Raw genomic sequence first — 21,154 nt, 5'->3', positions numbered from 1 at the left:
TTGACACGTATCGTTGCCAGAGCGTCGACAATGACGCGGTGTGCGGTCACGATTCGAACGGGTCTTCGACCGGAGAGTCGCCGGGGCTGAGACATCCCACCAAGCGCCCGTGCCCAGCGGATCCTGTGGGAGCTGGACGACGAGCTCGCGGACATTGCTGCCCACGACCTCGCCCGCACGAACCCCGCGATGTCGGCACGGACCGTGCTTTCCCGTGGCCAGCAGGTCAGCGGCGCCACGGCTGTGCTGGTGTTCGTCCTATGTCTCGTCCTCGCCCCGCGCACCACGGCGGCGATCGGGACGGCGGTCCTTTCGCTCGGCTTCCTCGCCGGGGTCGTCTTCAACTTCTGGGTGTCGATGGTCGGGGCGCGGTTCGACCTCGTCGAGCAGGTGTCGGCCGCGGACATCGAGGCGCTCGACGAATCGACCCTGCCGACGTACACCGTGCTCGTGCCCGTCTTCCGCGAGGCGAACAGCGTGCACAATCTGGGGGCGTCGGCGCCGCCGACGGTCGCCCATGAGGTCTCGATCTCGAGGACGGTCTCCGGGCTGATCTGCGAGATAAAACGGTCGTAGACGAGTCGGTGCAGCCTGCAGCAGCATGGTGAGGGAATGAGAACCGACGAACGAGGTGATCGTCCGGTTCGTGGCACCTAGAGGTCTTTGCCGCGCTACCATTCCTCGCGTTCGATGTTGCGCTTAGGGCCGTGGAATTGCTGCGGCCGAATAGCCACATGTAGCTGCAGCGGCAATAGTTGTCTTTAAGTGCTGCTCGTCGACGGTGGTTCAATCCATCGGGCCGGTGCAGCGTCCGCGGAAGCGGCCGGAAGGGCGAACAGGTGGGTGCCGGTGAGCTGAAGGCCACGGTGCCGGCCGAGGGTCGAGGTTGCGAGCGCCGCGACGGCGGCTTCGTCGGCGGCGGAACCTCGGAAGGTTGGTATTGAGCATCCTCGTACGGGAGTGATCTGATCCGCCGGTGTTGCTCGCTCCCAGAACCCGTGGTAGGCCTCGAGCGTCGGGTCATCTACCACGATTCGACCGACCTCTAAGTCGACCTCTGCAAGCGTACGGTGATCGCTCGTGCCGCGCACGGTGACGAGCCCGTGGGTTCCGAATGAGGGATCGGTCGCAATTTGCGCGACGACGGCGTCGGGGGACGGGAACTGCTGTACGAGGCTCTGAAGGCTGACGGCTGCCGCGAGATTTGCCGTGGCATCCACGATGAAATCTGCGCTTGTGAAGGCTGTTGTTGCAGCCGCCCAGTCCAGCTCGGTGAGCTGTTGCACGTTCAGACCATCCGAGATTGCTCTGAGCCGGTCCGCGAGGGCGTTGCTCTTGGGCCGTCCAACATCGGATTCGCGGTAATTCTGACGAACGAGAAGCCCACGGTTGATCAGCGCGGAGTCGGCGAGAACGATTCTTGTGGCACCCGCGCGGGCAGCGAACTCCGCGAACCATGACCCGATCGCCCCGCAGCCATAGAGGGTGATGCTCGCGCCGAGAAATCCAGATGCATGCGTACCGACGTCCCGTCTGGTGGCGACAGCGGGGCGGTCATCGGAGATGCGACGCCAGTTGAGGGGGATCGCCCGTACGGATGCGGTGGCTGAGCGAAGGGTCTCGGCGCCAGCAGCATCGATCCACGCTGCCGCCACATGTTTCGCCCCACCGGCCGGATGAGGGACGCCCAGGAGCAGGTAGAGACCGTTCTCGGCGGCTGACCGGCAGGCCGCGGAGTGAAGCACCCGCGGAACGACACTCAGTAGCGAGTCATGGTTCAGCGCGAATCGGTCCAACAAGTCGCCGATGGTGTCGCCGACGCCGTACGGGAACGCAGCAGCAGCGGGCACGAACACCACGGGCGCCGCGCCATCGACCGGTTGGTTGTGCACGTCCACTCGGACGCGTGTTCGTCGCACGCCCCAGAGCAGGGCCGATCGGTCCGGCACTTCGTCCTGCAAGGTGAGCGTCTCGGCTTCCTCCGCACCCGCTGGCACTCCGCCGATCGCGTGGTACAGGGAGTCACGAGCTGAGAAGCGGCCGGCCGCGGCGTCGGCCAACCAGTCCCACAACCGGTTGAAGAAGCTAGTGGCTCCGCCGGTCGGATCCCATTCGCGCGCCGCGTCGAGATACAAGCACAACTCGCGGCCGTAGAGCACATGGGGAGCGCCGACGAACCGGTCGTGCCCGACGACCGCCGCCGGTGGCTTCGATGAATCCTCCGGGACGTGAACTGCGACCCCCTCTCGCTGGTTGAGGGCAAGCCCGCCGGGCAACGTGATCATCCCGCTTGTGTCGATTGTGATGACGAGGACGAGATCACCACGCCCATTCCGGTGCCGCCGCTCGTTCAACCGGATGGGTCGCTCCGCACGACCGGAGAGTTCGCGTGTGTCGGCAAGGAACGCGGCCTGCCAAGCGGTGAGGTCGTGCCTGCCGCTCATCCGGCGCGGCCGGCGATGAACGACGAGGTCGTCGACTTCTCCGGCGTTCCGAACCGCTCTCGACCCGTCGAGGGCCCGGTCTCTTTGAACCCTGCCCCGAAGAGCGATTGCCACAGTTTTACACTCTCGTCCTTGTCGTTGGACGTATATGCGCGCCGGGTGACGTCAGCGATGTCGTGCAGCCGCTTCCGGAAATTCCCATAGGTCTCCTGGGACCACCGGTGATCGAACGTGAGACCGGTCCCCGAGGGATCCACTACCGACGGCTTCTGCTCCCGAGCCCACACGTAGTCGTCGAGGTCCGTGATGAGGTGGAAGAACGAGGTGGGCAGATCGGAGTAGTAGTTTCCGTCGAAGATCTCCTTGCTCCGGGAAACAAGATCACCGAGCATCGTCGTGAGCAAGATCGAGCGCACGCCGTTGAAGCTGTTGCGGTTGTCTCGCACCCACTTCATCAGACGGATGACTTTGCGGAGGTTCCCGTGCGCGTCGGCGTCTTTCGCCTGCATCCAGGCTGTGAACGCGGACGGGTTCGTCGGCTCCCAGGTGTTGTCTTCGTAGTTGGCGATGTACTGCACACCGCCACGCTCAACGGACGGAACGACGTCGACATGGAAGTCGTTGGCGTAGAGGACTCGCACACACCGGGTCTTCCGGTTCAGCGTCATGCCGGTGTAGATGTGGTGGGCGGCCAGGGCGGCTCGCGTCCGGTCCAGGTAGTCGCGGGGTGACCAGGCCGGATCGTCGTTGAGGTGCAACGTGAAGTCCGCGTCAAAGTCGCGGCCATTCGACGGGTTGATGATCGTCCTCTGCGCCCACGACCCTTGCGGCGTCATGTCGTACACCATCGGACCAAGGTCGTCATCGAGTTTGAGAGCGGCGTAGATCCGGTCGGCTCGCTTTTCCAGTTCCTCGAGGCGCGCCGGGCTGAGGTTCACGCTGTCGGTCAGCAGCGTGTTGAAGTGGGGTTTGAGCTTCATGAGTGTTCCGTTCGGGTCGGATCATCGAACGTGACCCTTTGTCGCGTTCCGGTGCTTCTTCTAGGGTAACGATGACCAGCGACAAACTGCGGGAGGGTGTCATGACGGAAGCGGCGACGGGAGTCATGAAGCGAGTGAGCCCGAGCCGGGCTGCGGAACGGGAAGTGTGGGCCAAAGCTGCGGGCCGGTGCACGCTGTGCGCCCGGTACCTGTTTGGAGAGACCCCGTCGTACGCCTCGGTCGCGGTCGGCCAGGTCGCCCACCAGGTCGGCGCGACGGACGGTCCGAAATCGCCACGGGGTGACTCAGAACTGACCGACGTTCAACGCTCCGAGCCGTCGAACCTCATGCTGCTATGTCAACCGTGTCACCGACTCATCGATGAGGAGCCGGACGACTACCCGGTGGAATGGCTCGCTCGCCAGAAGAACGAGTTCGAAACGCGTGTCCGAGAAGCCACACGGTTCCCCACGCTCGAGCCGACCGGAGTGGTGATCTTTACCGCGCCGATCCGCGGCAACGTCGTCACCATCTCGAAGCCGCAGGTCTTCGAGGCGCTGCAGGGGGCGAACCTGCGGTTTGCGAGCGACCACCACCGCGACTCAACCGTCGAGATCTACTTGACCTTGCCCGAGACGGCACTCGGCGCATCGGCGGCTGGACAATCACAGATTCACCACGCACTCCAGCAAATCCCTCGACTGATGACCGATGTGCTGGCGGAGTCGATAAGCATTTTCGCCCTTGGGCCAATTCCGCACCTCGTAGCACTGGGTTCGGAGATTGGGAACAAAACAGCTGTGCACGTTTTCGAGCCGCACCGTTCGGACGGGCGGACCCGATGGCGTTGGCCGGCTACCGCCGAACCACCCCGACAGTTCGTCCTCGACGTGTCCGAGCGCGATGCCAACGTCGAAGATGTCCTCGTCACCGTCTCGATCACCGCCGACGTTCAGGTTGACCGTCTGCCGGAGGAGGTTGCCGCGACCCCGCGCGTCGAGCTTCGAGTCGTCGGCGACCACAAGCCAGGTGCCATCGATTCCGAGGCTTCGCTGGCGAACTTCGCCGACGCCTGGCGGCAGCTATTGCAAAACGTCGAAGCGACGTACCCCTCGGTGCGGCGACTGCATGTCGTGGCGGCAGTGGGCTGTTCGGCCGCCGTGGAGCTCGGACGTGCGCGCATGCGGGACGCGCACCCCCAGTTCGTCGTGTATCAGCTCACCGGTGGAACCGATCCGCGCTACGAGCCGGCGCTGACAATCGGGTGAGGCACTCACGGCGCCCTAGCTGCGGAGCGCTGACCGAATCAGCGTGATCCGATCGTGCAACGTCTTCAGCCCGTCCGACGTGGCAGCCTCCAGCGCCTCATGCTCCTGCACCCGTCGCTGTATCGACCCACGTGAACGCTGCAGGTCCTCGCGGGCGACGCAGGCCATCGCCCCCTCGGGCGAAAACCGCAACCACACCGGAGAACGCGGGGCGAACACGCTCTCGCCGCATAGTGTGTCGTGACCTCGAGCCACCCAGTGTCGGCGCCGACGATTAGCATGAGGAGTATGGGGATGATTCAGCTCATTGCGGTGGGCTCCAACGAGCATCCCAAGATCGAGTACCGGGACAACCAAGCCGATCGCTCTCTGCGGAGCTTCGCGACTGACACGGAGCGGCCGCTGCTCTGGTCGAGCGCCGATCTAGTGCACGTCGCCGTGAAGCTCAGAGAGCATGGTTTCCGAGTCACAGAAGCGAACGTCACCGACGCGGGCAGACGACCCATCGACCCGGAGTCGTTGACAAGCTTCATCCGTATCCTAAACAAGTCAGACGAGCGTTCCGCGCACGACTACCTCGCCCGCGACGACGTCGACGGGTTTGTGCAGATGGTTATGGTCAGCAGTCGAGCCGCTCACAGCACCTTTCGTTTGCTGCAGAACGGCCGGGTGGACAGCAAGGACAGCGCCGACCCCGAGGAGCTGGTCGCAGCACTGAGCGCACCGTGATCCGCGGCAAAGCCGACTTCTACACGAAGTTGTGGGCCGGTTTGGAACTGCTCAGCGCACTCGCCCTTATCGGAGCTGGTTGGCTGTTCGGCTCCATCTTCCCGGGACACCCGATCATCGCCCGCGGTGTCGGAGTGGGATTGGGGTTCATCGCTGGCTGGCTGCTGCCTTCGCTCCTGTTCGGACGGCCCGTCTTCGAACTGCACTGGCGGATCGATGACATCGAGACCAGCGGTACTGCATCCGTCGATGTTCGAAGGCGGCAGCCCGACGACACCCTCAGCCGGGACGACGTCGAGCTGTACTTCAAGGTCGTCCTCCGAGCGAAATACTCTTCATTCGCCGCGTGGCGGCTGCTGAGGAAGGCGCAGCGGCGAGGCGTGCAGGTCCTGGTACATTTCCGGCCGGTCGGGGTAGCGAGCGTGAAGTCGCAACGACCGATCGAGGGTAGTTCGTTGGAAACCGGCGACACCAAGCCCATCATTCGGCTCGATGTGATTGACACGGACCATGACACCGAACAGACGCAATTCGTGGGTAGCATCGTCCCGGGGGCGAACCGCTCAACCACCGACTCGATCGACATCCGTGCCGAGATTCATGACCCTGAGACTGGGGAGTCATTCCGCTGGGCACGTGTCGATGTCGGCACTAGCAACATCACGATAAGGAAGTGAAGTGGGGGTACTTTCCTCTTCGCAGGTCAGCGCGCGGCCGCTGCGTCTGACAACCGATGCGACTCTCGAGCAGCTTTTAGACGCGCTGAGCGGTGCCCGCTTCGTGCCGACGTCCGACTCACCAAGCGTTGGCTGGGGCAGCGTATTCGACGACGCGTTCGCGGTCGGATACCGCCCAGGCACTCAGTTCCGCGTCGGATCGAGTTCCATTGTCGCCGCCGACGACGTGCTCCCCCGTCGCCTTCGGGCACGCTTCTATTGGATGCACGCCAACTCAGAACGAAAGCGGACCCGGCCAGGAGACGACACCTCCGACTGGCGAACTCGACATGTTTTGAAGGCTGCTGATGTGCTTCTCTACGAGGAGCGTCAAGGTGCCTTCACCGGTCTTGTGACCGCTCGTGACACGGCATCCTTCAAGACAGTCACCGAGGCGTTGAAGGCTGCAGTCCTCTCGGCCGGGGACCGCGCCGACCTTGTCTACGACACAAACGAAGAGCAGATCCCTGAGGATCTGTTCCTGTGGCTGGTTTACCTGCTGCAGGACAGGGAGGTCATCACTGACAACCTGTACCTCAACGCCATCACCGAGCTGTCTTCGCGGGATCGGAATCTCCGCCCTGCGAAGTTCGGCGAATCTGCAACGCTTGAACGGGTAGAGCTTGCCGCGCTGATCGCCCTCGGCAAGGTGCACTTCGGTCCGGCGAAGTTCATCCTCGACGTCGCGGATCCGGCACTGTCCGCCGATTTGCAGCTCTACCCGGACGGTGGGTTCCAGGCGTTCCGCAGCAGCTTGTACGAAGACGAGGCGCCGAGCTTTGACGGCGTCGAGCAGGCGCTGGCTCTGTTCGACGACATCTGGGTCCGGATCCTCCCGGAACTTCGGCAGGCGCATCGCGAAGCTGACGAATGGGACACGAGTGGGCGAACGACGCTCCGGGAGGAAGCCCTCGAGCAGGTTCGTGCTCTGCTGAGGCTCGGCCCGTAGCGTCGGGAAGTAGGCGTAAGCAGACACTTACGGAGCCCATCTGCAGCACTCCGATTCACCGTGGTGTTATCGGTGTAGTTCCTGCTGTCTTCGACCTCGGACGTGATCTAGGGCGCACCCGACCGACCAGGAGTGCCACGAGGCCGTCGAAGCGCGGATTGATCGCCTCGGACACTCCATCGGGGAGTATGACTAGCCGCGTCCGTTAGACGGTCATCAACCGGACGCCCGGCAGTCGGAAGGGGGTCTTCAAAGGACTGCGCCGAGCACTGTCCGGATGGGTGGTCCGGAACAGGTTCCGGTGAAGGTGCCCTGTGCCGACGTGTTGCCGTCGTCCCACCCTGCACTGGAACACCACGATGAGCACCGCTGGAACGACAGACCGACCGACGTGCTTTCGCGCTCTCGGTCAGGTGAACCGCGCCGGCACCGACCGTGCTCGCGAAGTGCTGTCTGCTCCTCTCACCGGGGGCAGCGGAGACCGTGACCGCACGTCGTGCAGGAATCAGCCGGCGATCCCGTCGAGCTCGTGGACGTCGTCCTCGGACAACTCGATCCCGGCACCCGCGATGTTCTCGCGGAGGTGCTGCGACGACGAGGTGCCCGGGATGAGGAGGATGTTCGGCGATCGCTGCAGCAGCCACGCCAGGGCGACGGACATCGGCGTCGAACCGATCCGCGTCGCGACCGCCGAGAGGGCGTCGCTCTGCAGCGGGCTGAAGCCACCGAGGGGGAAGAACGGGACGTAGGCGATGCCGTCGGCGGCGAGGTCGTCGATCAGGGCGTCGTCCCATCGGTTCGCGAGGTTGTACATGTTCTGCACCGAGACGATCGGTGCGCTGGAGCGTGCCTGCGCGACCTGGTCCGCCGTGGCGTTGCTGACCCCGAGGTGGCGGATCACGCCCTGTCGCTGCAGGTCGACGAGCGTCGCCATCGCGTCGCCGATGTCCTCGGCGACGGGTCCGTTCGCGTCCCCGAGACGGAGGTGCACCAGGTCGAGGGTGTCCACGCCGAGCTGGTCGAGGTTGTCGTCGACCTGCGCGCGGAGCTCGTCCGGCTCGCGGGCCGCGGGCCAGCCGCCGTCGGGGTCACGCCGACCGCCGACCTTCGTCGCGACGAGCAGGTCCGCAGCGTAGGGGTGCAGGGCCTCCTTGATGAGTTCGTTGACCACGCGAGGACCGTAGGTCTCGGCCGTGTCGATGTGCGTGATGCCGCTCGCGACGGCGTCGCGGAGGACGGTGATCGCGGCGTCGTGGTCCTTCGGGGGCCCTGCGACCCCGGGGCCGGCGAGCTGCATCGCGCCGTACCCGAAGCGGGTGACGGTGCGGTCGCCGAGCGTCCAGGTGCCGCCGGGGAGTCCGGTCGAGGTGGTGGAGGTGGTGTGCATGATTGCCTTCCGGGGCTTGTGGGACGTGGTGTCGTCGATCAGTCTTGAGGTGCTGCTTCCCGCTGGGAAGGAGTTACCCACAAGTGCGTAGGTACCCGGGAGGGACGCGATGGCGACGACGACGGCTGCCCAGAAGAAGGCCGAGGCGAAGGTGCAGTACGACGCCTTCCTCGCCGCCTGCCCCAGTCAGCAGCTCCTCGCCCGGGTCTCCGGCAAGTGGGTCACGCTCGTGCTGTCGGCGCTCGGCAGCGGTCCGGACTGCGACGGCGAGCCCCGGCCGATGCGGTACTCCGAGCTGGCGCGGACCCTCGCGGGGGTCAGCCCGAAGATGCTGTCGCAGACGCTCCGGTCCCTCGAACGCGACGGTCTGGTGTCTCGGGTCGCCACAGCGACCGTCCCCGTCACGGTGACCTACGAACTGACGGCGCTGGGGCTGTCGCTGCACCAGACGGTCCGACAGCTCAAGACGTGGTCCGAGCAGCACCGTGACGAGGTCGCGGCGCACCAGCAGGCGTTCGACGCGACCCGATGACGGACGCAGGCGGCGACGGCCGCTGGCACCGCGCCTCCAGGCCGGCGGCCCCTGGTGCGGCGACGCACATCCGACGGGCCGACGTCGGTGACGCCGACGCGGTGGGGCGGTTCCAGGTGCGGGCCTGGGAGCAGACCTACCGCGGGATCGTCCCGGACGCCTTCCTCGAGGCCCGGTCCGTCCGATCCGGGATCGACCGCTGGGCGGAGCGCATCCGCTCCGGTGTGCGGCGGGTGCTCGTCGCCGAGTCGTCCGACGGGAGCCTCCTCGGAGTGGCGAGCACCACGCGCGCGTCCTCGGTGCAGGAGGACCTGCCCGACCTCGAGCTGGCGACGCTGTACGTCGATCCCGTCGCACACGGGACCGGGCTGGCGTCGGACCTGCTGGAGGCCGCGACCGGCGGCGAGGACGCGCACCTGCTCGTGTTCTCGGTCAACCTGCGTGCTCGACGCTTCTACTCCAGGCACGGATTCGTGCCCGTCGGTGAGCCGGTGCTCGACCCGGGGACCGGCCTGGACGAGGAACGGTGGGTCCGTCGGTCCCCCCTTGCTCTGAGAGCTGCGCGGTCAGACCGCGGCGTCCCGCAGGGCGGGTCTGACGAGCAGTAGCGCGAATCCGTGCGCCGTGCGAGCGCTACTGGGCGAGTGCGGCCTGGATCCTCCCGATGTGTGCTCCGAGCGCGCCCGTTGCGAGGAGCCCCGCCCCGAGCGGCCCGGACCGGTCCGTCCCGAGCGGCGGAAGGCGGCGGAGCGCAGCCCGCACCGGGTCGTCGATCCGCTCCAGCTGCCAGTCCAGCTCCGCCGCTGCGCCATGACCGGGAGCGACGAGTTCGGCCGCCCGCGCCGCGTAGGCGGCCGCACCGAGGGCGTGCGCGCCCATGTGCGCAACGCCCGATGCTTGCCCCGCTGCGCGTGCCGCTGCCGCACCCGCGGCCGACGAGGCCGAGCGCGCTCCGCGACCCGCGACGAACCGCAACCGGATCTGGCTCGCGGCGTCGACCTCGCCGCGCGCGAAGCACCGGGCCCGGGCGATGCCCTCCCGCGGCCGGGCATCGTCGGGTGCTTCGGCTTCGAAGACGGCGAGTACCCGCTCGGCACTGTCCGCCGCCCACCTCGCGACGAGACGACGGTCGTCCTCGGTCAACGACTGCGGCGAGAGCACACGCCAGAGCTTGGCACCTCCCGTCCGCCACCGGAAGCGCCATCACCCGCACGGCAGCCGGACTCGTCGTCGGCGAGCGGCACCGCCGTGCCGGATGATGGGTCCGTGAACCGCACCGACCGCCTCTACGGCATCGTCGAGGAGCTGCGGGCCGCCGCACCGCGGCCACGCAGCGCACGTCGCCTCGAGGAACGGTTCGAGGTGTCCGTGCGGACCGTCGAGCGGGACCTCGCGGCGCTGCAGCAGTCGGGCATGCCGATCTGGGCCGAGCCCGGCCGCACGGGTGGCTACGTCATCGACGCATCGGCGACGCTCGGCCCCGCCGGCTTCACGCCGGACGAGGCGCTCGCGGTGCTGATCGGCCTCGGTGCCCTCGGCACCAGCCCGTTCCGGCAGGCCGCCCGCACCGCGGCACGCAAGGTCCTCGCCGTCATGCCGGACCGCGACGCGGCACGCGCGGGTGCCGTTGCGTCCCGGGTGCACTTCCTGGAGGCCGACGAGGACCCCGTCACGCCGGTCGCCTTCGCCGACGCCCTGCGTTCCGACCGCGTGGTGCGCCTGCGGTACCGGGCTGCGGACGGCACGGAGTCGACCCGCGACGTCGAGCCGCTGGGATCGATCGAGAAGGACGGGCAGTGGTACCTGGTCGCCTGGTGCCGGCTGCGTGACGGTGTCCGGGCGTTCCGCGGCGACCGGATGGCGTCGATCGAGGTCACCGACGAGCGACCGCCGAGGCGCGTCCTCCGGACCGAGGACCTCGGCATCCGGTACGGGCGACTGCGGCCCGTCGTCTGCGACTGACCGCGAGCGACGGATCTCCGCGAACACCGACAGGACGGTGTCGCGACCACCCGTGAAGCTGGGCCCGACCGCACCAGCACCAGCTCCACCGGAGGAATCCCCTTGTCGTTCGCATCCATCCGCATCGTCACCGACGACCTCGACGGCCTCGTCGCCTTCTACGAGCGGGTCACCGGTCAGCGCGCCGAGCGTCCCGCGCCCGTCTTCGCCCAGTTCACCGGGCCCGGAGCGACCCTCGCGATCGCCGGCACCGCCACCGTCGCCATGCTCGGCTGCGCCCTGACGCCCGCCACGAACCGGTCCGTGTTCGTCGAGTTCGAGGTCGACGACGTCGACGGCGCGTTCGCGGAGCTCGGCCTCACCGACGATGACGTCGTCCTCGGACCGACCACGATGCCGTGGGGCAACCGCTCCGCCCTGGTGCGCGACCCCGACGGCAACGTCGTCAACCTGTTCAGCAGGCCGGAGCCCGACGGCGCAGCGTGACCGTGGCACCGGCGCCGATCGCGGGCGGTCCCGCCGTGTCCGAGAGGGACGGGGCGGGGCCGCGGGAGGAGCCTCCCGGCCGAGACGACCTACCCTGGACGGATGCTCTCCCGCCGTGACGCCGCCATCCGGCTCGACATCCCCCTCGAGATGGCCGCTCGCCACGGCATCCCCTCCCACATCAGCGAGGCCGAGCTCGAGCGCATCGAGCAGGATCCGCCCGCATGGCTCGTGCAGTCCCGGGGCAACCGCACGGGGAGCAAGAAGGTCTGGGCGCACCTGGAGTGTGCCGTCTGCGGCTTCTCGGAGCAGGAGCGGCCGAAGAAGTGGTGGCCGGAGTGGACCCTGCTGGTGTGCGACGACCACGACGAGGTGCCGCCGCCCGCGAGCGGGACCACGCGGCACCTCGTGTACGGCATCGGCAGTCGGTTCACCGCCCTGGTCGACGAGCCCGCCTGAGCGGACCCGGTCAGTCGTCGAGCGTGACGTCGCCCCACGGCACCGGCGTCACGCCGCCCGTCTCCCAGTCACGTCGGAGCACCCCGTAGGCCACCGATGCCAGCGGATCCCCGCCCTCGACCGGCCACGACTCCCGGTAGTACGCCTCCTGCACCCACCCGGTGCGCAGGAACACACGACGCATCGCGGTGTTGTCCTGGCGCGTCTGCCCCTCGAAGCGCGTGACGTCAGGCATCGTGCGGAACACGTGGTCGGTGACCGCACGCAGGGCCGGCACCCCGAGCCCTCGCCCGCGGAACGCCGGGGTGAGCCGCAGGTCGAGCAGGGGTGCGGGGTCCTGCAGGTCCTCGAGCACGACCAGACCGACGCGACCGAGCCGGTCGTCGTCGAGCCACCACGAGTCGTGCTCGTCGTCGCGGAACGCGCCACCGTCGACCGCGCGCTCCAGGTCGGCACGGGTGGGCCGCGGACGGACGTGGAAGGGGAAGTGGGCCGACGTGTGGAAGGCGACCAGGGCCTCCCGGTCGGCGCCCTGCGGGTCGGTCCTGGTCAGCGTGATCGTCACGCCCCCACGGTACGACCCGGGGCGGTCAGCGCTCGGGCGGGGCCGTGGCGAGCAGGATCTGGGCGTCGAGCATCGGCTCCGCGACCGCGGTCCGCGCCAGCGCGTCCGCAGCCGTGCGCACGGCGGACCGCTCGTCGGGGGTCATCCGGCGCAGTGCCGCCCGGAACTCGACGGCGCGACGCGCGAGCACGCGATCGACGAGCGCGACGGCGTCGTCACCGGCGGTGACCAGGACCTCGCGACCGGAGGTCCTCCGGGTGACCCAGCCGTCCCGGACCAGCCGGTCGACCATCCGGGTGATGCCGGACGGGAGCAGTCCGAGCTCGTCGGCCAGGTCGCCGGCACGCAGCGGTCCGCGGGTGACGAGGAGGACGAGGATCCGGTACTGCTGCAGGGTCACCTGCTCGAGCGCCGGTGCGAGGGAGCGGAGCACGATGCCGAGTCCGACGACCGACGCGTCCACGACGGACGACTCCGTTCGTGACTGCTGCTCATCGTCGTCGCTCACGCGGACAGCCTACGGCGACGTGGCCCGGTCGACGCTGCGGTGGTCCGGCCGGAACCCGTGGTCGGTCCCCCACAGCACCGCGTCGACCCGCGTCCGCGCGCCGATCTTGCTGTAGAGCGTCCGGATGTGGGTCTTCACCGTGTTCGGACTGAGGTGCGTGAGGACGGCGATCTCCTCGTTGCGCTTGCCCTGCGTGATCAGGGCGAGGATCTCGGACTGCCGGTCCGAGATGCCGTGCTCGCGGCCCGGCCAGTCGACCCCGGGGCCGCTCGGGACCCGGCGCCGTGGTGCGTCGAGGACCCGCTCACCGGCAGCGACCCGCAGCAGACCCTCGGCGAGTGCGTCGGCGGTGGAGCTCTTGGCGAAGTACCCGGTCGCTCCGCGGGCCACGGCGGCGTCGATGAGGTCCTGGTCCATCTTCCAGGTGAAGACGGCGACGGTGCGGATCCGGGGGTTCCGCGCAAGCCGGGTGACGTCCTCGTCGTCGGGCTCGGGCTGGGCGAACGTGTCGTAGAGCGCGACGTCGACGTCGGTGGTCACCCGGTGGCGGGCATCGAGCTGCACGACCTGGAGGCGGTCCGAGAACGGTGCGAGCAGGTCGGCGAGTCCGCGCAGGACCAGCTCGTAGTCGTTGACGAGCGCGACACGGATGCGGTCGGGCATCTGGATCCTCTCAGGACCACCCCTGGGGGTGAGACGGGTGCTGGTCGACGCGTGTTCCGTCGGGATCACCACGCTACGGACGGCGATGTACCCCGTCTGCAGCCGGGCCTGGGAACCGCGACGGTTGCCCAGGAGCAAGTTTTCCTGGTCGGCGCTGTTCCGCCGGCCCTCGACCCCCCGGAAGGACCCTCATGTCGGATGCACTCGCTCCGTGGAACGCGACGCTGACGCTCGCGGAGCACTCGATCATCGTCTACGCACTCTCCGTCGCCGGCCTCGCGCTCCTCGCGTTCTTCGTGAAGTCGCTCGTGTCGACGAACGAGGTCACCGGTCGCTACCGGACCGGCGTCTACGCGGGGATGGCGATCACCGGCGTCGCCTTCCTGTCGTACGTCGTGCTCGTCGCGTCCTTCGCGCTCGGCTACGACCGCAAGGGTGACTCGTGGGTCCCGAACGCGAACGCGATCCTGTCCTGGGCGCCTCGCTACTTCGACTGGACCGTCACCGTGCCGCTGCTCGTCATCGAGCTGCTGGCCGTCGCCACCCTGGCCGGCGTCGCGGCCCGACGTCTGCGCGCGGTCGGCGTGGCCGCCGCGTTCCTGATGATCAGCACCGGGTTCATCGGCGGCGTCGTGATCGACTCCGGCACGAGCATCCCGGCCCTCTGGACCTGGGGCGTCATCTCCGGCGTCTTCATGGTGGTCCTGTACCTCCTCGTCATCTACGTGGTCGTCAAGGGCGGCCGTGACCTGAAGGGCTCCGAGGCGGCGGCGACGCTCCGCAACGCGGGGATCCTGCTCATCGTCACGTGGATGGCGTACCCGATCGTCTTCGGGCTGCAGGGCTGGGGCCACGGCGGCGCGGTGTTCACCTGGATGCAGGTCGTCCTGTCGGCCGCCGACATCGTCGCGAAGGTCGGCTTCGGCGCGATGATCCACAAGGTCGCCAAGTTCCGGTCCGCCGAGGACGTCCGCGCCGGCGTCGACACCCTGCCCGAGGCGCTGTGGGTCTCGTCCGAGAAGCTGTCCGACGGCACGCTCCCGGAGTCCGCCACTGCGCACCACTCGCAGCACGCGGCCACCGCTCCCGGTGCGCAGCGTGGTCGTCGCTGACCTGTCGGTCGCGATCGGCTCGGGGGTCGGAGCGGACGTCGCTCCGGCCCCCGGCCCCGTCCGTGCGGTCCTGCCGGGTACCGTCGACGTCGCGATCGTCGGGGCAGGCTGCTCCGGTCTGGCCGCGGCGGTGCGGCTCGCCGAGGCCGAAGCCGCGGCCGATGTCGATGCCGAGGCCGGCGTCGACGCTGCGCGGACTCCGTCCGTCCTCGTGCTCGAGGGGCGCTCGACGCCCGACCCGCGGTCGTGGTGCTCCTGGGACGACGGCAGCGATCCCCTGGCGGAGGCGCGGTCGGCGAGCTGGGACCGCTGGGACGTCCGTACCGACCGGGGAACGAGCACCGGGAGCGACCCCGCACACCCGTACGTGCTCGTGCGGGCCGCCGACCGTCGGAGCGCTGCCGACCGACGCATCTCGGCCGGACGACGCGACACCGGTGGGACGGTCCACGTCGTCGACGGTGCCCCGGTGTCCGCGATCGTCCGCACCGACGACGGGTGCGTCGTGACGTCCCGGCTCGGGACGGTCCGCGCGCGTCAGGTGCTCGACGCCCGCGGGCCCCGGTGCCCGGACCACGTCGGAGCAGGCCGCGCGCTCCTGCACCAGCGGTTCGTCGGGCAGTGGGTCACCGCCGACCGACCCGTGTTCGACACGTCGACCGTGACGCTCATGGACTTCACCGGGCAGGACTCCGCCGGGCCCGTGCGGTTCGTCTACGTCCTGCCGGTCTCCCCCACCGAGGCACTGGTCGAGAGCACCCTGTTCACCCAGGACGCCGCCGATCCGTTCGACCACGAGGCCCACGTCGCCGGGTACGTCGGGCGACGGTGGGGGCTCGGTCCGGACGAGTGGCGTGTGGTCGACGAGGAGCGCGGGTGCATCCCGATGACCGACGCACCGGCGCAGCCCGACGCGCGGTGGTCCGCGGCGGCGGCCGTCGTGGGGACGACCCGACCGAGCAGCGGCTACGGCTTCGCCCGGAGCAACCGGCACAGCGCCGTCGTCGCGCAGCACCTCGCTGCAGGCACCGCGGTGCCGCCGTTCGTCGACGGCTGGCGGACGCGCTTCCTCGACGCGGTGTTCCTGCGGTTCCTGCGGGACCGGCCGGAGCAGGCCCCGGAGGCGTTCCGTCGACTCTTCGCGCTGCCCGGTCCCCTCGTCGTCCGGTTCCTGTCGGAGCGGTCCGGCCCGATCGACGAGCTGCGCATCGTCCTCGCGCTGCAGAAGCGCCCGTTCCTGGCGGCACTGGTCCGGACCGTCCGTGACACGGTCGTCCGCACCCGGAGCCGATCGTGACCGCGGTGCCGGCCCGTGTCCTGCCCGACCGCGGGTTCGCTGCGCCGCCCGCGCTCCGCACCTGGGTCGCCGACCGCGTGCTCGCGCCGGTCACCGCGGTGCTGGCGCTCGTCGCACTCGCCGGCGCCGTCACCACGCTCGCCGGCGTCGCCGTCCCCCTGGCGGTGCAGCTCGTGCCCTTCGCGGTGAGCGTGCTGGTCTTCGGGCTCCCCCACGGCGCTCTCGACCACCTCGTGCCCGCACGCCTGCGTCCGGGGACGAGCACCGCGCGGTCGGTCGTCACGGTCGTGGCGCTGTACCTCGTCGTCGGCGTGGCGACCGTGGCGCTCTGGACCACCGCCCCGCTGCTCGGGTTCGCGGTCTTCGTCGGGATCACCTGGTTCCACTGGGGGCAGGGCGACCTGTTCGTCGACCGGCTGCTCGGCGACGGCGTGCCCGGTGCGCTCGGGTCCACCCTGACCGTGGCGGTGCGCGGGGCACTGCCGATGCTCGTGCCGTTCGTCGCGCAACCGGCCGCTGCGGTGCACGTGGTCCTCGAGTCGGCGGCGGTGGTCGACGGGAGCCTCGACGGTGCCGTGCTCGTCGTGCCCGGGGCGGTCCGGCTCGCCGGGGCCGTCCTGGTCGTCGCACTCGTCGTGCTGCACGTCGTGGTCGTCGCCCGCTCCGACGGACCGCGGTGGCGGCAGGTCTCGGAGGACCTCGTGCTCGTCGCGTTCTTCGCCGTCGTGCCGCCGGTGCTCGCGGTCGGCCTGTACTTCACGCTGTGGCACGCGGTCCGGCACATCCTGCGACTCGAGCTGACCGAGCCGACCAGTGCAGGGCAGCTGCACCGAGGTCGGCTGCTCGCGCCGTTCCTCCGCTTCGCCCGCCAGGCGTGGCCGATCACCGCGATCGCGGTGGCGATGCTCGTGGCGCTCGCCGTCGTGGTCCGTCGAGCCGACCTCGGCGTCTACCTGGTGCTCATCGCCGCACTCACCACCCCGCACACCGTGGTCGTCACCTGGATGGACCGGGTCCAGCACACCTGGGCCGGGGGCCCGCCCGAGGCCACCCGCTCAGCACCCCGAACGAAGGACACCCCGTGACCACCACACCCGCTCCCCGTCCGTCCGGCCTGAGCCCGCGGTCACCGCCCCCGGCGGTAGGCGCTCCCGTCGCACGTGTGCACCGCGTCGTCGTCGAAGAGCAGGCGGAGCGAGTACGCCGCACAGTCGACGAAGGTCGCGATGCTGATCCACGTCCGGGACCGCCGCAGCTCGCCCTTCGACGGGCCGTCCGAACCGATGCCCGCGCGGTGCACCACCCAGGCCAGGTCGCGGGCCTCGGTGTCGAGCCACCGCATCACGGCCTCGTTGTCCCGGTGCTGCCCGTCGTAGGAGCGGGCGATGGTCGCACGGACGAGACGCAGCACGGGCATGAGCCGCTTCCCCGGCGCCGCACTGAGCCCTCCCGCCTGGTACAGCAGGCGGCGCACGCCCTTCCGGCGCATCGCGGGGACGAGCTCCTGGACGAACGCCGTGTTCACGAGGCGGTCACGCTGTGCCACCACGTCGCCGAGCATCAGGACGACCGCGTCCACCCCGTCGAGCAGGGCGTCGAGGTCGAGCGGTGCCGTGATCGAGCCCTGCACGACCTCGAGCGCGTCGTGCTGCACGGGGAGCTTCGCGGGGTTCCGGGCGAGTGCGCGGACACGGTGGCCGGCGTCGAGGGCGAGTCGGGTGAAGTGCCGTCCGGTCTGCCCGGTCGCACCGAGCACCAGGAGTGTGCTGGAAGTGGTCATGGGCTCAATCTAGGCAGTGACAAGAATCTGGTCAATGCCTAGATTGGGAGTAGGATGACCCGATGAGCGACCGCCCCTTCCACCACGGGAACCTGCGCGCCGCGCTGCTCGATGAAGCGATGTCCGTCGTGCGCGAGTCCGGTGTCGATGGGCTGTCCCTCCGGGAGCTCGCACGCCGGGTGGGCGTGAGCCACGCCGCACCACGGAGCCACTTCGCCGACCGGCAGGCACTGCTCGACGCCCTCGCCGAGGCCGGCTTCCGCCGCCTGACCAGCGAGGTCCGGCGGGCCGTCGACGGACGCCACGACGTCCGGGAGCGGTTCCTCCGCGTCGCGCACGCCTACGTGGACTTCGCCATCGACGACGCCGCGCTCATGGACCTCATGTTCCAGACCGGTGCAGCCAGCCGCCCCGACGCGGTGTCGGATGCGGCCCGGGACCTCTTCGACACGCTCGACAGTGCGATGGGTCCCCGGGTCGCGGGGACGGACGAGGGTGCCCGCGACACGTTCAAGATGCTGTTCGCCGCGTCGATGCAGGGCATCGCCGCCCTCGTCGCTGCCCATCGGCTCGCGCGCGCTGACGGAGACCGGCTCGTCGGCGACGCGATGGAGATGATGCTCGGGTCGGACCTCGCGGCCCGGACGGTCAACGCCCGCTGACCACCGCGTCCCGCCGCATCCGCACCAGGCTCGCACCCGTCGCGCCCGCCATCGCCACGAGGATCACCACGAGGGACACCCACGTCGGGATCTCCGGCGCCCACGAGAAGCCCTCGCCGCCGTTGAGGAACGGCAGCTCGTTCTCGTGCAGGGCGTGCAGCACGAGCTTCACGCCGATGAACGCCAGGATCAGCGCGATCCCGTACTTCAGGTAGACCAGGCGCTCGAGCAGCCCGCCGAGCAGGAAGTACAGCTGCCGCAGGCCCATCAGGGCGAAGACGTTCGCGGTGAAGACGATGAAGGCGCTCTCGGTGATGCCGAAGATCGCGGGGATCGAGTCGAGCGCGAACAGCAGGTCCGTCGTGCCGATCGCGATGAGCACGATGAGCAGCGGGGTGAAGTGCTTCGCCCCGTCCTGGGACACGCGGAACTTCATGCCGTCGAACTCGTCCGTGATCCGGACCCGCCGGCGGAGCAGGCGGACGAGGGCGCTGTCCTGCTGTTCCTCGTCGTCGTCCTCGCGGAGCTGCTGGATCGCGGTCCAGATCAGCCACGCACCGAACAGGTAGAAGATCCAGGTGAAGTCCTCGATCAGCTGTGCGCCGACCAGGATGAACACCCCGCGCAGCACCAGGGCGATGATGATGCCGAGCATCAGCACCTCCTGCTGGATCGCCTTCGGCACGCTGAAGCGCGCCATGATGATGACGAACACGAACAGGTTGTCGATGCTCAGGCTGTACTCGGTCAGCCAGCCGGCGACGAACTGCCCCGCGGCGTCCCCACCCGCGAAGACGAGCATGAGGACGGCGAAGACGAGCGCCAGCCCGACGTAGACGCCGACCCAGGCTCCGGACTCCCGCAGGCTCGGCACGTGCGGCCGCCGGGCGACGATGAGCAGGTCGACGAGCAGGATCGCGACGAGCGCGATGATCGAGCCGACCTCGAAGACGACGGGGAGCTGGGGCATCGTCCCAGTCTGGGGCATGCGGACGGGAGGCGCGCGGCGGGCCCGCCACGCGCCTCCCGTCCGTCGCGTCCCCTGGTCAGTCCCCGCGGTCGCCGACCGCGTCGGCCGCCTGCTCGTACAGGTTGGTCGCCAGGGAGTTGAGCACCTCGTGCAGCTCGCCGCCGTGCGCGCCGTCGACGGCGCGCAGCATCGCCCCGTAGCGGGCGCGGTAGTCCTCGACCACGGCGTCGCCGGCCGGGAGCAGGCGCAGCAGCGACCCGCGGCGGTCGGCGGGGTTGGGCGCACGCTCGAGCAGCCCGGCGGCCGTCATGCGGTCGATCATGTTCGTCACCGCGCCCGAGGTCAGGCCGAGGTACCCCGCGACCTCGGTGGGGGTGGAGTAGCCCGTGTCGCTGACGAGCACGAGCGCGCGCAGGGCGTTCTCGTGGATGCCGGCTCGCGCGCTCAACTGCCCGATCAGGCTCGTGTTCGCGCGGACGACCGCGGCGAAGGCCGCCATGAGGTCGGCGTCGTCGTCGCTGGTGGGGGCCACGGGACCTGCTTCCGTCGGAGGGGGACACGGGGCGTCCCCCGCTCTGGGGTAAGTATAAGAGTGGTCAACTTGGTGAATGAATGACTATCTTGATGATTGAAGCAAGTGAGCCCGAACCACTTGCTCCCGATCCTCCGACAAACCCGAACCACCACCACCGAACGAAGAGGTCCACCGTGTCCACCAAGCTCCGCACCTCCGCGCTGAAGCGGATCCGTTTCGCCCCCGTGGCACTCCTGGCCGGCATCTTCGCGGCCGTCCTGCTCTCGCTCTCCCTCACGGGCACCCTGTCCGGGTTCGCGGCGAGCATCACCAACTCGAGCAACACCGCCGCCACCGGCACCCTGGTCATGCAGGAGCAGAACGCCGGAGCGACCGTCACCTGCCTCAGCACCGACGGCGGCTCGGTCTCGACGAACGCGGCGACCTGCTCGACGATCAACAAGTTCGGTGGCAGCACGACGATGACGCCGGGCAACACCGTGAACACCGCGATCTCGATCAAGAACACCGGCACCGCGAACGCCGCGACCTTCACGCTCACCCCCGGTGCGACCTGCACGCAGTCGGCCAACGGCACCCAGAACGGCACCGCCGCCGACCTGTGCGCGAAGATGAACCTCGTCATCACCTCGGGTTCGACCACCGTCTTCAACGGCACCCTGGCGAGCTTCAAGGGTGCGCCGGCCTCGTCCTTCACGATGCCCCAGGCACCCGCCGCCGGCGCGACCGTCCCGTTCAACTTCGCCGTGACCCTCGACCAGTCGGCCGGCAACACGTACCAGGGCCTCGCAGCGTCCGTCCCGATGACCTGGACGTTCACCGCCTGACCCGCAGGGAGCGCGCCGGCGTGACGACCTGATCCCGCCCCGCCGGCACCTCCCCGCTCCCGCACCCGCCTCCCCGGACCGACCCCCCGACCGACGCCCCCCGACCGGCCTCCCCCCTTCCGGCCGGGTGACGTCATCCCCGGCGCAGTCCGACCGTTGTCCCCCCCGTCCGGTCGGACGCGCCCACCCCGGCGGCGCTCGGACGTCCCCCGCGTCCGAGCGCCGCCACCCCCTCCCACGCAGTCCCCCACCCGCACCACCCGCCGTCCCCGCCTGCCGGGGCGGCCGACCCCACCGGAGCAGCAGATGAGCCAGACCGCAGC

The 21,154-nt window shown here is 69.2% G+C and carries 25 protein-coding genes; 15 read left to right on the top strand and 10 right to left on the bottom strand.

Annotated features, from left to right (window positions below; translation table 11 throughout):
- Nucleotides 1-189: 189 nt before the first annotated feature.
- Complete coding sequence (locus ABIC52_RS10140; RefSeq protein ID WP_354027253.1) at nt 190-576, top strand: hypothetical protein; 387 nt, start codon at nt 190-192, stop codon at nt 574-576.
- A gap of 185 nt (nt 577-761) precedes the next feature.
- On the opposite strand, the gene ABIC52_RS10135 is transcribed toward ABIC52_RS10140, so the two are convergent.
- Both ABIC52_RS10135 and ABIC52_RS10130 read right to left on the bottom strand, forming a co-directional pair.
- Complete coding sequence (locus tag ABIC52_RS10135; protein WP_354027252.1) at nt 762-2,444, bottom strand: ThiF family adenylyltransferase; 1,683 nt, start codon at nt 2,442-2,444, stop codon at nt 762-764.
- A complete protein-coding gene (locus tag ABIC52_RS10130) occupies nt 2,441-3,424 on the bottom strand; it encodes an SMODS domain-containing nucleotidyltransferase (RefSeq protein ID WP_354027251.1) in 984 nt (327 codons plus the stop codon). The genes ABIC52_RS10135 and ABIC52_RS10130 overlap by 4 nt, the downstream gene beginning before the upstream one ends.
- A 71-nt stretch (nt 3,425-3,495) precedes the next feature.
- Between ABIC52_RS10130 and ABIC52_RS10125 the strand changes: the two genes are divergently transcribed.
- From ABIC52_RS10125 to ABIC52_RS10110, 4 genes are all read left to right on the top strand, one after another.
- On the top strand, nt 3,496-4,692 hold the full coding sequence (locus tag ABIC52_RS10125; protein ID WP_354027250.1) for an SAVED domain-containing protein: 1,197 nt from the start codon (nt 3,496-3,498) through the stop codon (nt 4,690-4,692).
- Between the two features lie 294 nt (nt 4,693-4,986).
- A complete protein-coding gene (locus ABIC52_RS10120; protein WP_354027249.1) occupies nt 4,987-5,421 on the top strand; it encodes a hypothetical protein in 435 nt (144 codons plus the stop codon).
- Nucleotides 5,418-6,098 (top strand): hypothetical protein, encoded by a 681-nt coding sequence (locus tag ABIC52_RS10115; protein WP_354027248.1) that lies wholly within the window; start codon nt 5,418-5,420, stop codon nt 6,096-6,098. Before ABIC52_RS10120 ends, ABIC52_RS10115 begins: the two co-directional genes overlap by 4 nt.
- A gap of 1 nt (nt 6,099) precedes the next feature.
- A complete protein-coding gene (locus tag ABIC52_RS10110) occupies nt 6,100-7,086 on the top strand; it encodes a hypothetical protein (RefSeq protein ID WP_354027247.1) in 987 nt (328 codons plus the stop codon).
- A 505-nt stretch (nt 7,087-7,591) separates the two neighbouring features.
- On the opposite strand, the gene ABIC52_RS10105 is transcribed toward ABIC52_RS10110, so the two are convergent.
- On the bottom strand, nt 7,592-8,473 hold the full coding sequence (locus ABIC52_RS10105) for an oxidoreductase (protein WP_354027246.1): 882 nt from the start codon (nt 8,471-8,473) through the stop codon (nt 7,592-7,594).
- Nucleotides 8,474-8,582: 109 nt separating this feature from the next.
- On the opposite strand from ABIC52_RS10105, the gene ABIC52_RS10100 reads away from it, so the two are divergent.
- Entirely contained in the window at nt 8,583-9,005 is a 423-nt protein-coding gene (locus ABIC52_RS10100; protein WP_354027245.1) for a winged helix-turn-helix transcriptional regulator, read from the top strand.
- The gene (locus tag ABIC52_RS10095) at nt 9,002-9,613 is read left to right on the top strand and encodes a GNAT family N-acetyltransferase (RefSeq protein WP_354027244.1); all 612 of its coding nucleotides are present in this window, start codon (nt 9,002-9,004) and stop codon (nt 9,611-9,613) included. The genes ABIC52_RS10100 and ABIC52_RS10095 overlap by 4 nt, the downstream gene beginning before the upstream one ends.
- A gap of 25 nt (nt 9,614-9,638) precedes the next feature.
- Here ABIC52_RS10095 and ABIC52_RS10090 read toward each other — a convergent pair whose 3' ends face one another.
- The gene (locus tag ABIC52_RS10090) at nt 9,639-10,166 is read right to left on the bottom strand and encodes a putative immunity protein (protein WP_354027243.1); all 528 of its coding nucleotides are present in this window, start codon (nt 10,164-10,166) and stop codon (nt 9,639-9,641) included.
- A 105-nt stretch (nt 10,167-10,271) separates the two neighbouring features.
- On the opposite strand from ABIC52_RS10090, the gene ABIC52_RS10085 reads away from it, so the two are divergent.
- The 3 genes from ABIC52_RS10085 (at nt 10,272) to ABIC52_RS10075 (ending at nt 11,912) form a co-directional block, all read left to right on the top strand.
- Entirely contained in the window at nt 10,272-10,967 is a 696-nt protein-coding gene (locus ABIC52_RS10085; RefSeq protein ID WP_354027242.1) for a helix-turn-helix transcriptional regulator, read from the top strand.
- A 102-nt stretch (nt 10,968-11,069) separates the two neighbouring features.
- On the top strand, nt 11,070-11,453 hold the full coding sequence (locus ABIC52_RS10080) for a VOC family protein (protein ID WP_354027241.1): 384 nt from the start codon (nt 11,070-11,072) through the stop codon (nt 11,451-11,453).
- A gap of 102 nt (nt 11,454-11,555) precedes the next feature.
- The gene (locus tag ABIC52_RS10075) at nt 11,556-11,912 is read left to right on the top strand and encodes a hypothetical protein (protein ID WP_209825066.1); all 357 of its coding nucleotides are present in this window, start codon (nt 11,556-11,558) and stop codon (nt 11,910-11,912) included.
- Nucleotides 11,913-11,922: 10 nt separating this feature from the next.
- Here the strand turns inward: ABIC52_RS10075 and ABIC52_RS10070 are convergent, their stop codons facing one another.
- From ABIC52_RS10070 to ABIC52_RS10060, 3 genes are read right to left on the bottom strand one after another with little or no spacing between them, the layout of a single operon-like run.
- The gene (locus tag ABIC52_RS10070) at nt 11,923-12,477 is read right to left on the bottom strand and encodes a GNAT family N-acetyltransferase (protein WP_354027240.1); all 555 of its coding nucleotides are present in this window, start codon (nt 12,475-12,477) and stop codon (nt 11,923-11,925) included.
- A gap of 25 nt (nt 12,478-12,502) precedes the next feature.
- A complete protein-coding gene (locus ABIC52_RS10065) occupies nt 12,503-12,985 on the bottom strand; it encodes a MarR family transcriptional regulator (RefSeq protein WP_354027239.1) in 483 nt (160 codons plus the stop codon).
- A 9-nt stretch (nt 12,986-12,994) separates the two neighbouring features.
- Nucleotides 12,995-13,648 carry a response regulator transcription factor gene (locus ABIC52_RS10060; protein WP_126891908.1) on the bottom strand — a complete coding sequence of 218 codons (654 nt, stop codon included), beginning with the start codon at nt 13,646-13,648 and terminating at the stop codon, nt 12,995-12,997.
- Nucleotides 13,649-13,839: 191 nt separating this feature from the next.
- Between ABIC52_RS10060 and ABIC52_RS10055 the strand changes: the two genes are divergently transcribed.
- Genes ABIC52_RS10055 through ABIC52_RS10045 form a run of 3 tightly spaced genes read left to right on the top strand, consistent with a single transcriptional unit; the run spans nt 13,840 to nt 17,142 of the window.
- Nucleotides 13,840-14,760: a bacteriorhodopsin gene (locus ABIC52_RS10055; protein ID WP_126891909.1), complete on the top strand. Its 921-nt coding sequence runs from the start codon at nt 13,840-13,842 to the stop codon at nt 14,758-14,760.
- Entirely contained in the window at nt 14,747-16,057 is a 1,311-nt protein-coding gene (locus ABIC52_RS10050) for a lycopene cyclase family protein (RefSeq protein ID WP_354027238.1), read from the top strand. Before ABIC52_RS10055 ends, ABIC52_RS10050 begins: the two co-directional genes overlap by 14 nt.
- A complete protein-coding gene (locus ABIC52_RS10045) occupies nt 16,054-17,142 on the top strand; it encodes a Brp/Blh family beta-carotene 15,15'-dioxygenase (protein WP_354027237.1) in 1,089 nt (362 codons plus the stop codon). Before ABIC52_RS10050 ends, ABIC52_RS10045 begins: the two co-directional genes overlap by 4 nt.
- 41 nt (nt 17,143-17,183) lie before the next feature.
- Here the strand turns inward: ABIC52_RS10045 and ABIC52_RS10040 are convergent, their stop codons facing one another.
- Nucleotides 17,184-17,837, bottom strand: coding sequence for an NAD(P)-dependent oxidoreductase (locus ABIC52_RS10040; protein ID WP_354027236.1), 654 nt, complete (start codon nt 17,835-17,837; stop codon nt 17,184-17,186).
- A 62-nt stretch (nt 17,838-17,899) separates the two neighbouring features.
- On the opposite strand from ABIC52_RS10040, the gene ABIC52_RS10035 reads away from it, so the two are divergent.
- A complete protein-coding gene (locus ABIC52_RS10035; protein ID WP_354027235.1) occupies nt 17,900-18,499 on the top strand; it encodes a TetR/AcrR family transcriptional regulator in 600 nt (199 codons plus the stop codon).
- Here ABIC52_RS10035 and ABIC52_RS10030 read toward each other — a convergent pair.
- The gene (locus tag ABIC52_RS10030; protein ID WP_058749078.1) at nt 18,486-19,469 is read right to left on the bottom strand and encodes a TerC family protein; all 984 of its coding nucleotides are present in this window, start codon (nt 19,467-19,469) and stop codon (nt 18,486-18,488) included. The genes ABIC52_RS10035 and ABIC52_RS10030 overlap by 14 nt on opposite strands.
- 76 nt (nt 19,470-19,545) lie before the next feature.
- Nucleotides 19,546-20,001, bottom strand: coding sequence for a MarR family winged helix-turn-helix transcriptional regulator (locus ABIC52_RS10025; RefSeq protein ID WP_354027234.1), 456 nt, complete (start codon nt 19,999-20,001; stop codon nt 19,546-19,548).
- A gap of 176 nt (nt 20,002-20,177) precedes the next feature.
- Between ABIC52_RS10025 and ABIC52_RS10020 the strand changes: the two genes are divergently transcribed.
- Complete coding sequence (locus tag ABIC52_RS10020; RefSeq protein ID WP_354027233.1) at nt 20,178-20,831, top strand: COG1361 family protein; 654 nt, start codon at nt 20,178-20,180, stop codon at nt 20,829-20,831.
- Nucleotides 20,832-21,154: the final 323 nt, after the last annotated feature.

It is taken from the genome of Curtobacterium oceanosedimentum (assembly GCF_040545555.1).
Taxonomy (GTDB): domain Bacteria; phylum Actinomycetota; class Actinomycetes; order Actinomycetales; family Microbacteriaceae; genus Curtobacterium.
Note: the sequence above shows the minus strand (reverse complement) of the source record. Positions and strands in the feature narration are given on the sequence as shown.

Coding starts and splice junctions, on each gene's coding strand:
- ABIC52_RS10140 (WP_354027253.1), top strand. CDS start 190: ATGTCGGCACGGACCGTGCTTTCCCGTGGCCAGCAGGTCAGCGGCGCC.
- ABIC52_RS10135 (WP_354027252.1), bottom strand. CDS start 2,444: ATGAGCGGCAGGCACGACCTCACCGCTTGGCAGGCCGCGTTCCTTGCC.
- ABIC52_RS10130 (WP_354027251.1), bottom strand. CDS start 3,424: ATGAAGCTCAAACCCCACTTCAACACGCTGCTGACCGACAGCGTGAAC.
- ABIC52_RS10125 (WP_354027250.1), top strand. CDS start 3,496: ATGACCAGCGACAAACTGCGGGAGGGTGTCATGACGGAAGCGGCGACG.
- ABIC52_RS10120 (WP_354027249.1), top strand. CDS start 4,987: ATGATTCAGCTCATTGCGGTGGGCTCCAACGAGCATCCCAAGATCGAG.
- ABIC52_RS10105 (WP_354027246.1), bottom strand. CDS start 8,473: ATGCACACCACCTCCACCACCTCGACCGGACTCCCCGGCGGCACCTGG.
- ABIC52_RS10100 (WP_354027245.1), top strand. CDS start 8,583: ATGGCGACGACGACGGCTGCCCAGAAGAAGGCCGAGGCGAAGGTGCAG.
- ABIC52_RS10095 (WP_354027244.1), top strand. CDS start 9,002: ATGACGGACGCAGGCGGCGACGGCCGCTGGCACCGCGCCTCCAGGCCG.
- ABIC52_RS10075 (WP_209825066.1), top strand. CDS start 11,556: ATGCTCTCCCGCCGTGACGCCGCCATCCGGCTCGACATCCCCCTCGAG.
- ABIC52_RS10060 (WP_126891908.1), bottom strand. CDS start 13,648: ATGCCCGACCGCATCCGTGTCGCGCTCGTCAACGACTACGAGCTGGTC.
- ABIC52_RS10055 (WP_126891909.1), top strand. CDS start 13,840: ATGTCGGATGCACTCGCTCCGTGGAACGCGACGCTGACGCTCGCGGAG.
- ABIC52_RS10040 (WP_354027236.1), bottom strand. CDS start 17,837: ATGACCACTTCCAGCACACTCCTGGTGCTCGGTGCGACCGGGCAGACC.
- ABIC52_RS10035 (WP_354027235.1), top strand. CDS start 17,900: ATGAGCGACCGCCCCTTCCACCACGGGAACCTGCGCGCCGCGCTGCTC.
- ABIC52_RS10030 (WP_058749078.1), bottom strand. CDS start 19,469: ATGCCCCAGCTCCCCGTCGTCTTCGAGGTCGGCTCGATCATCGCGCTC.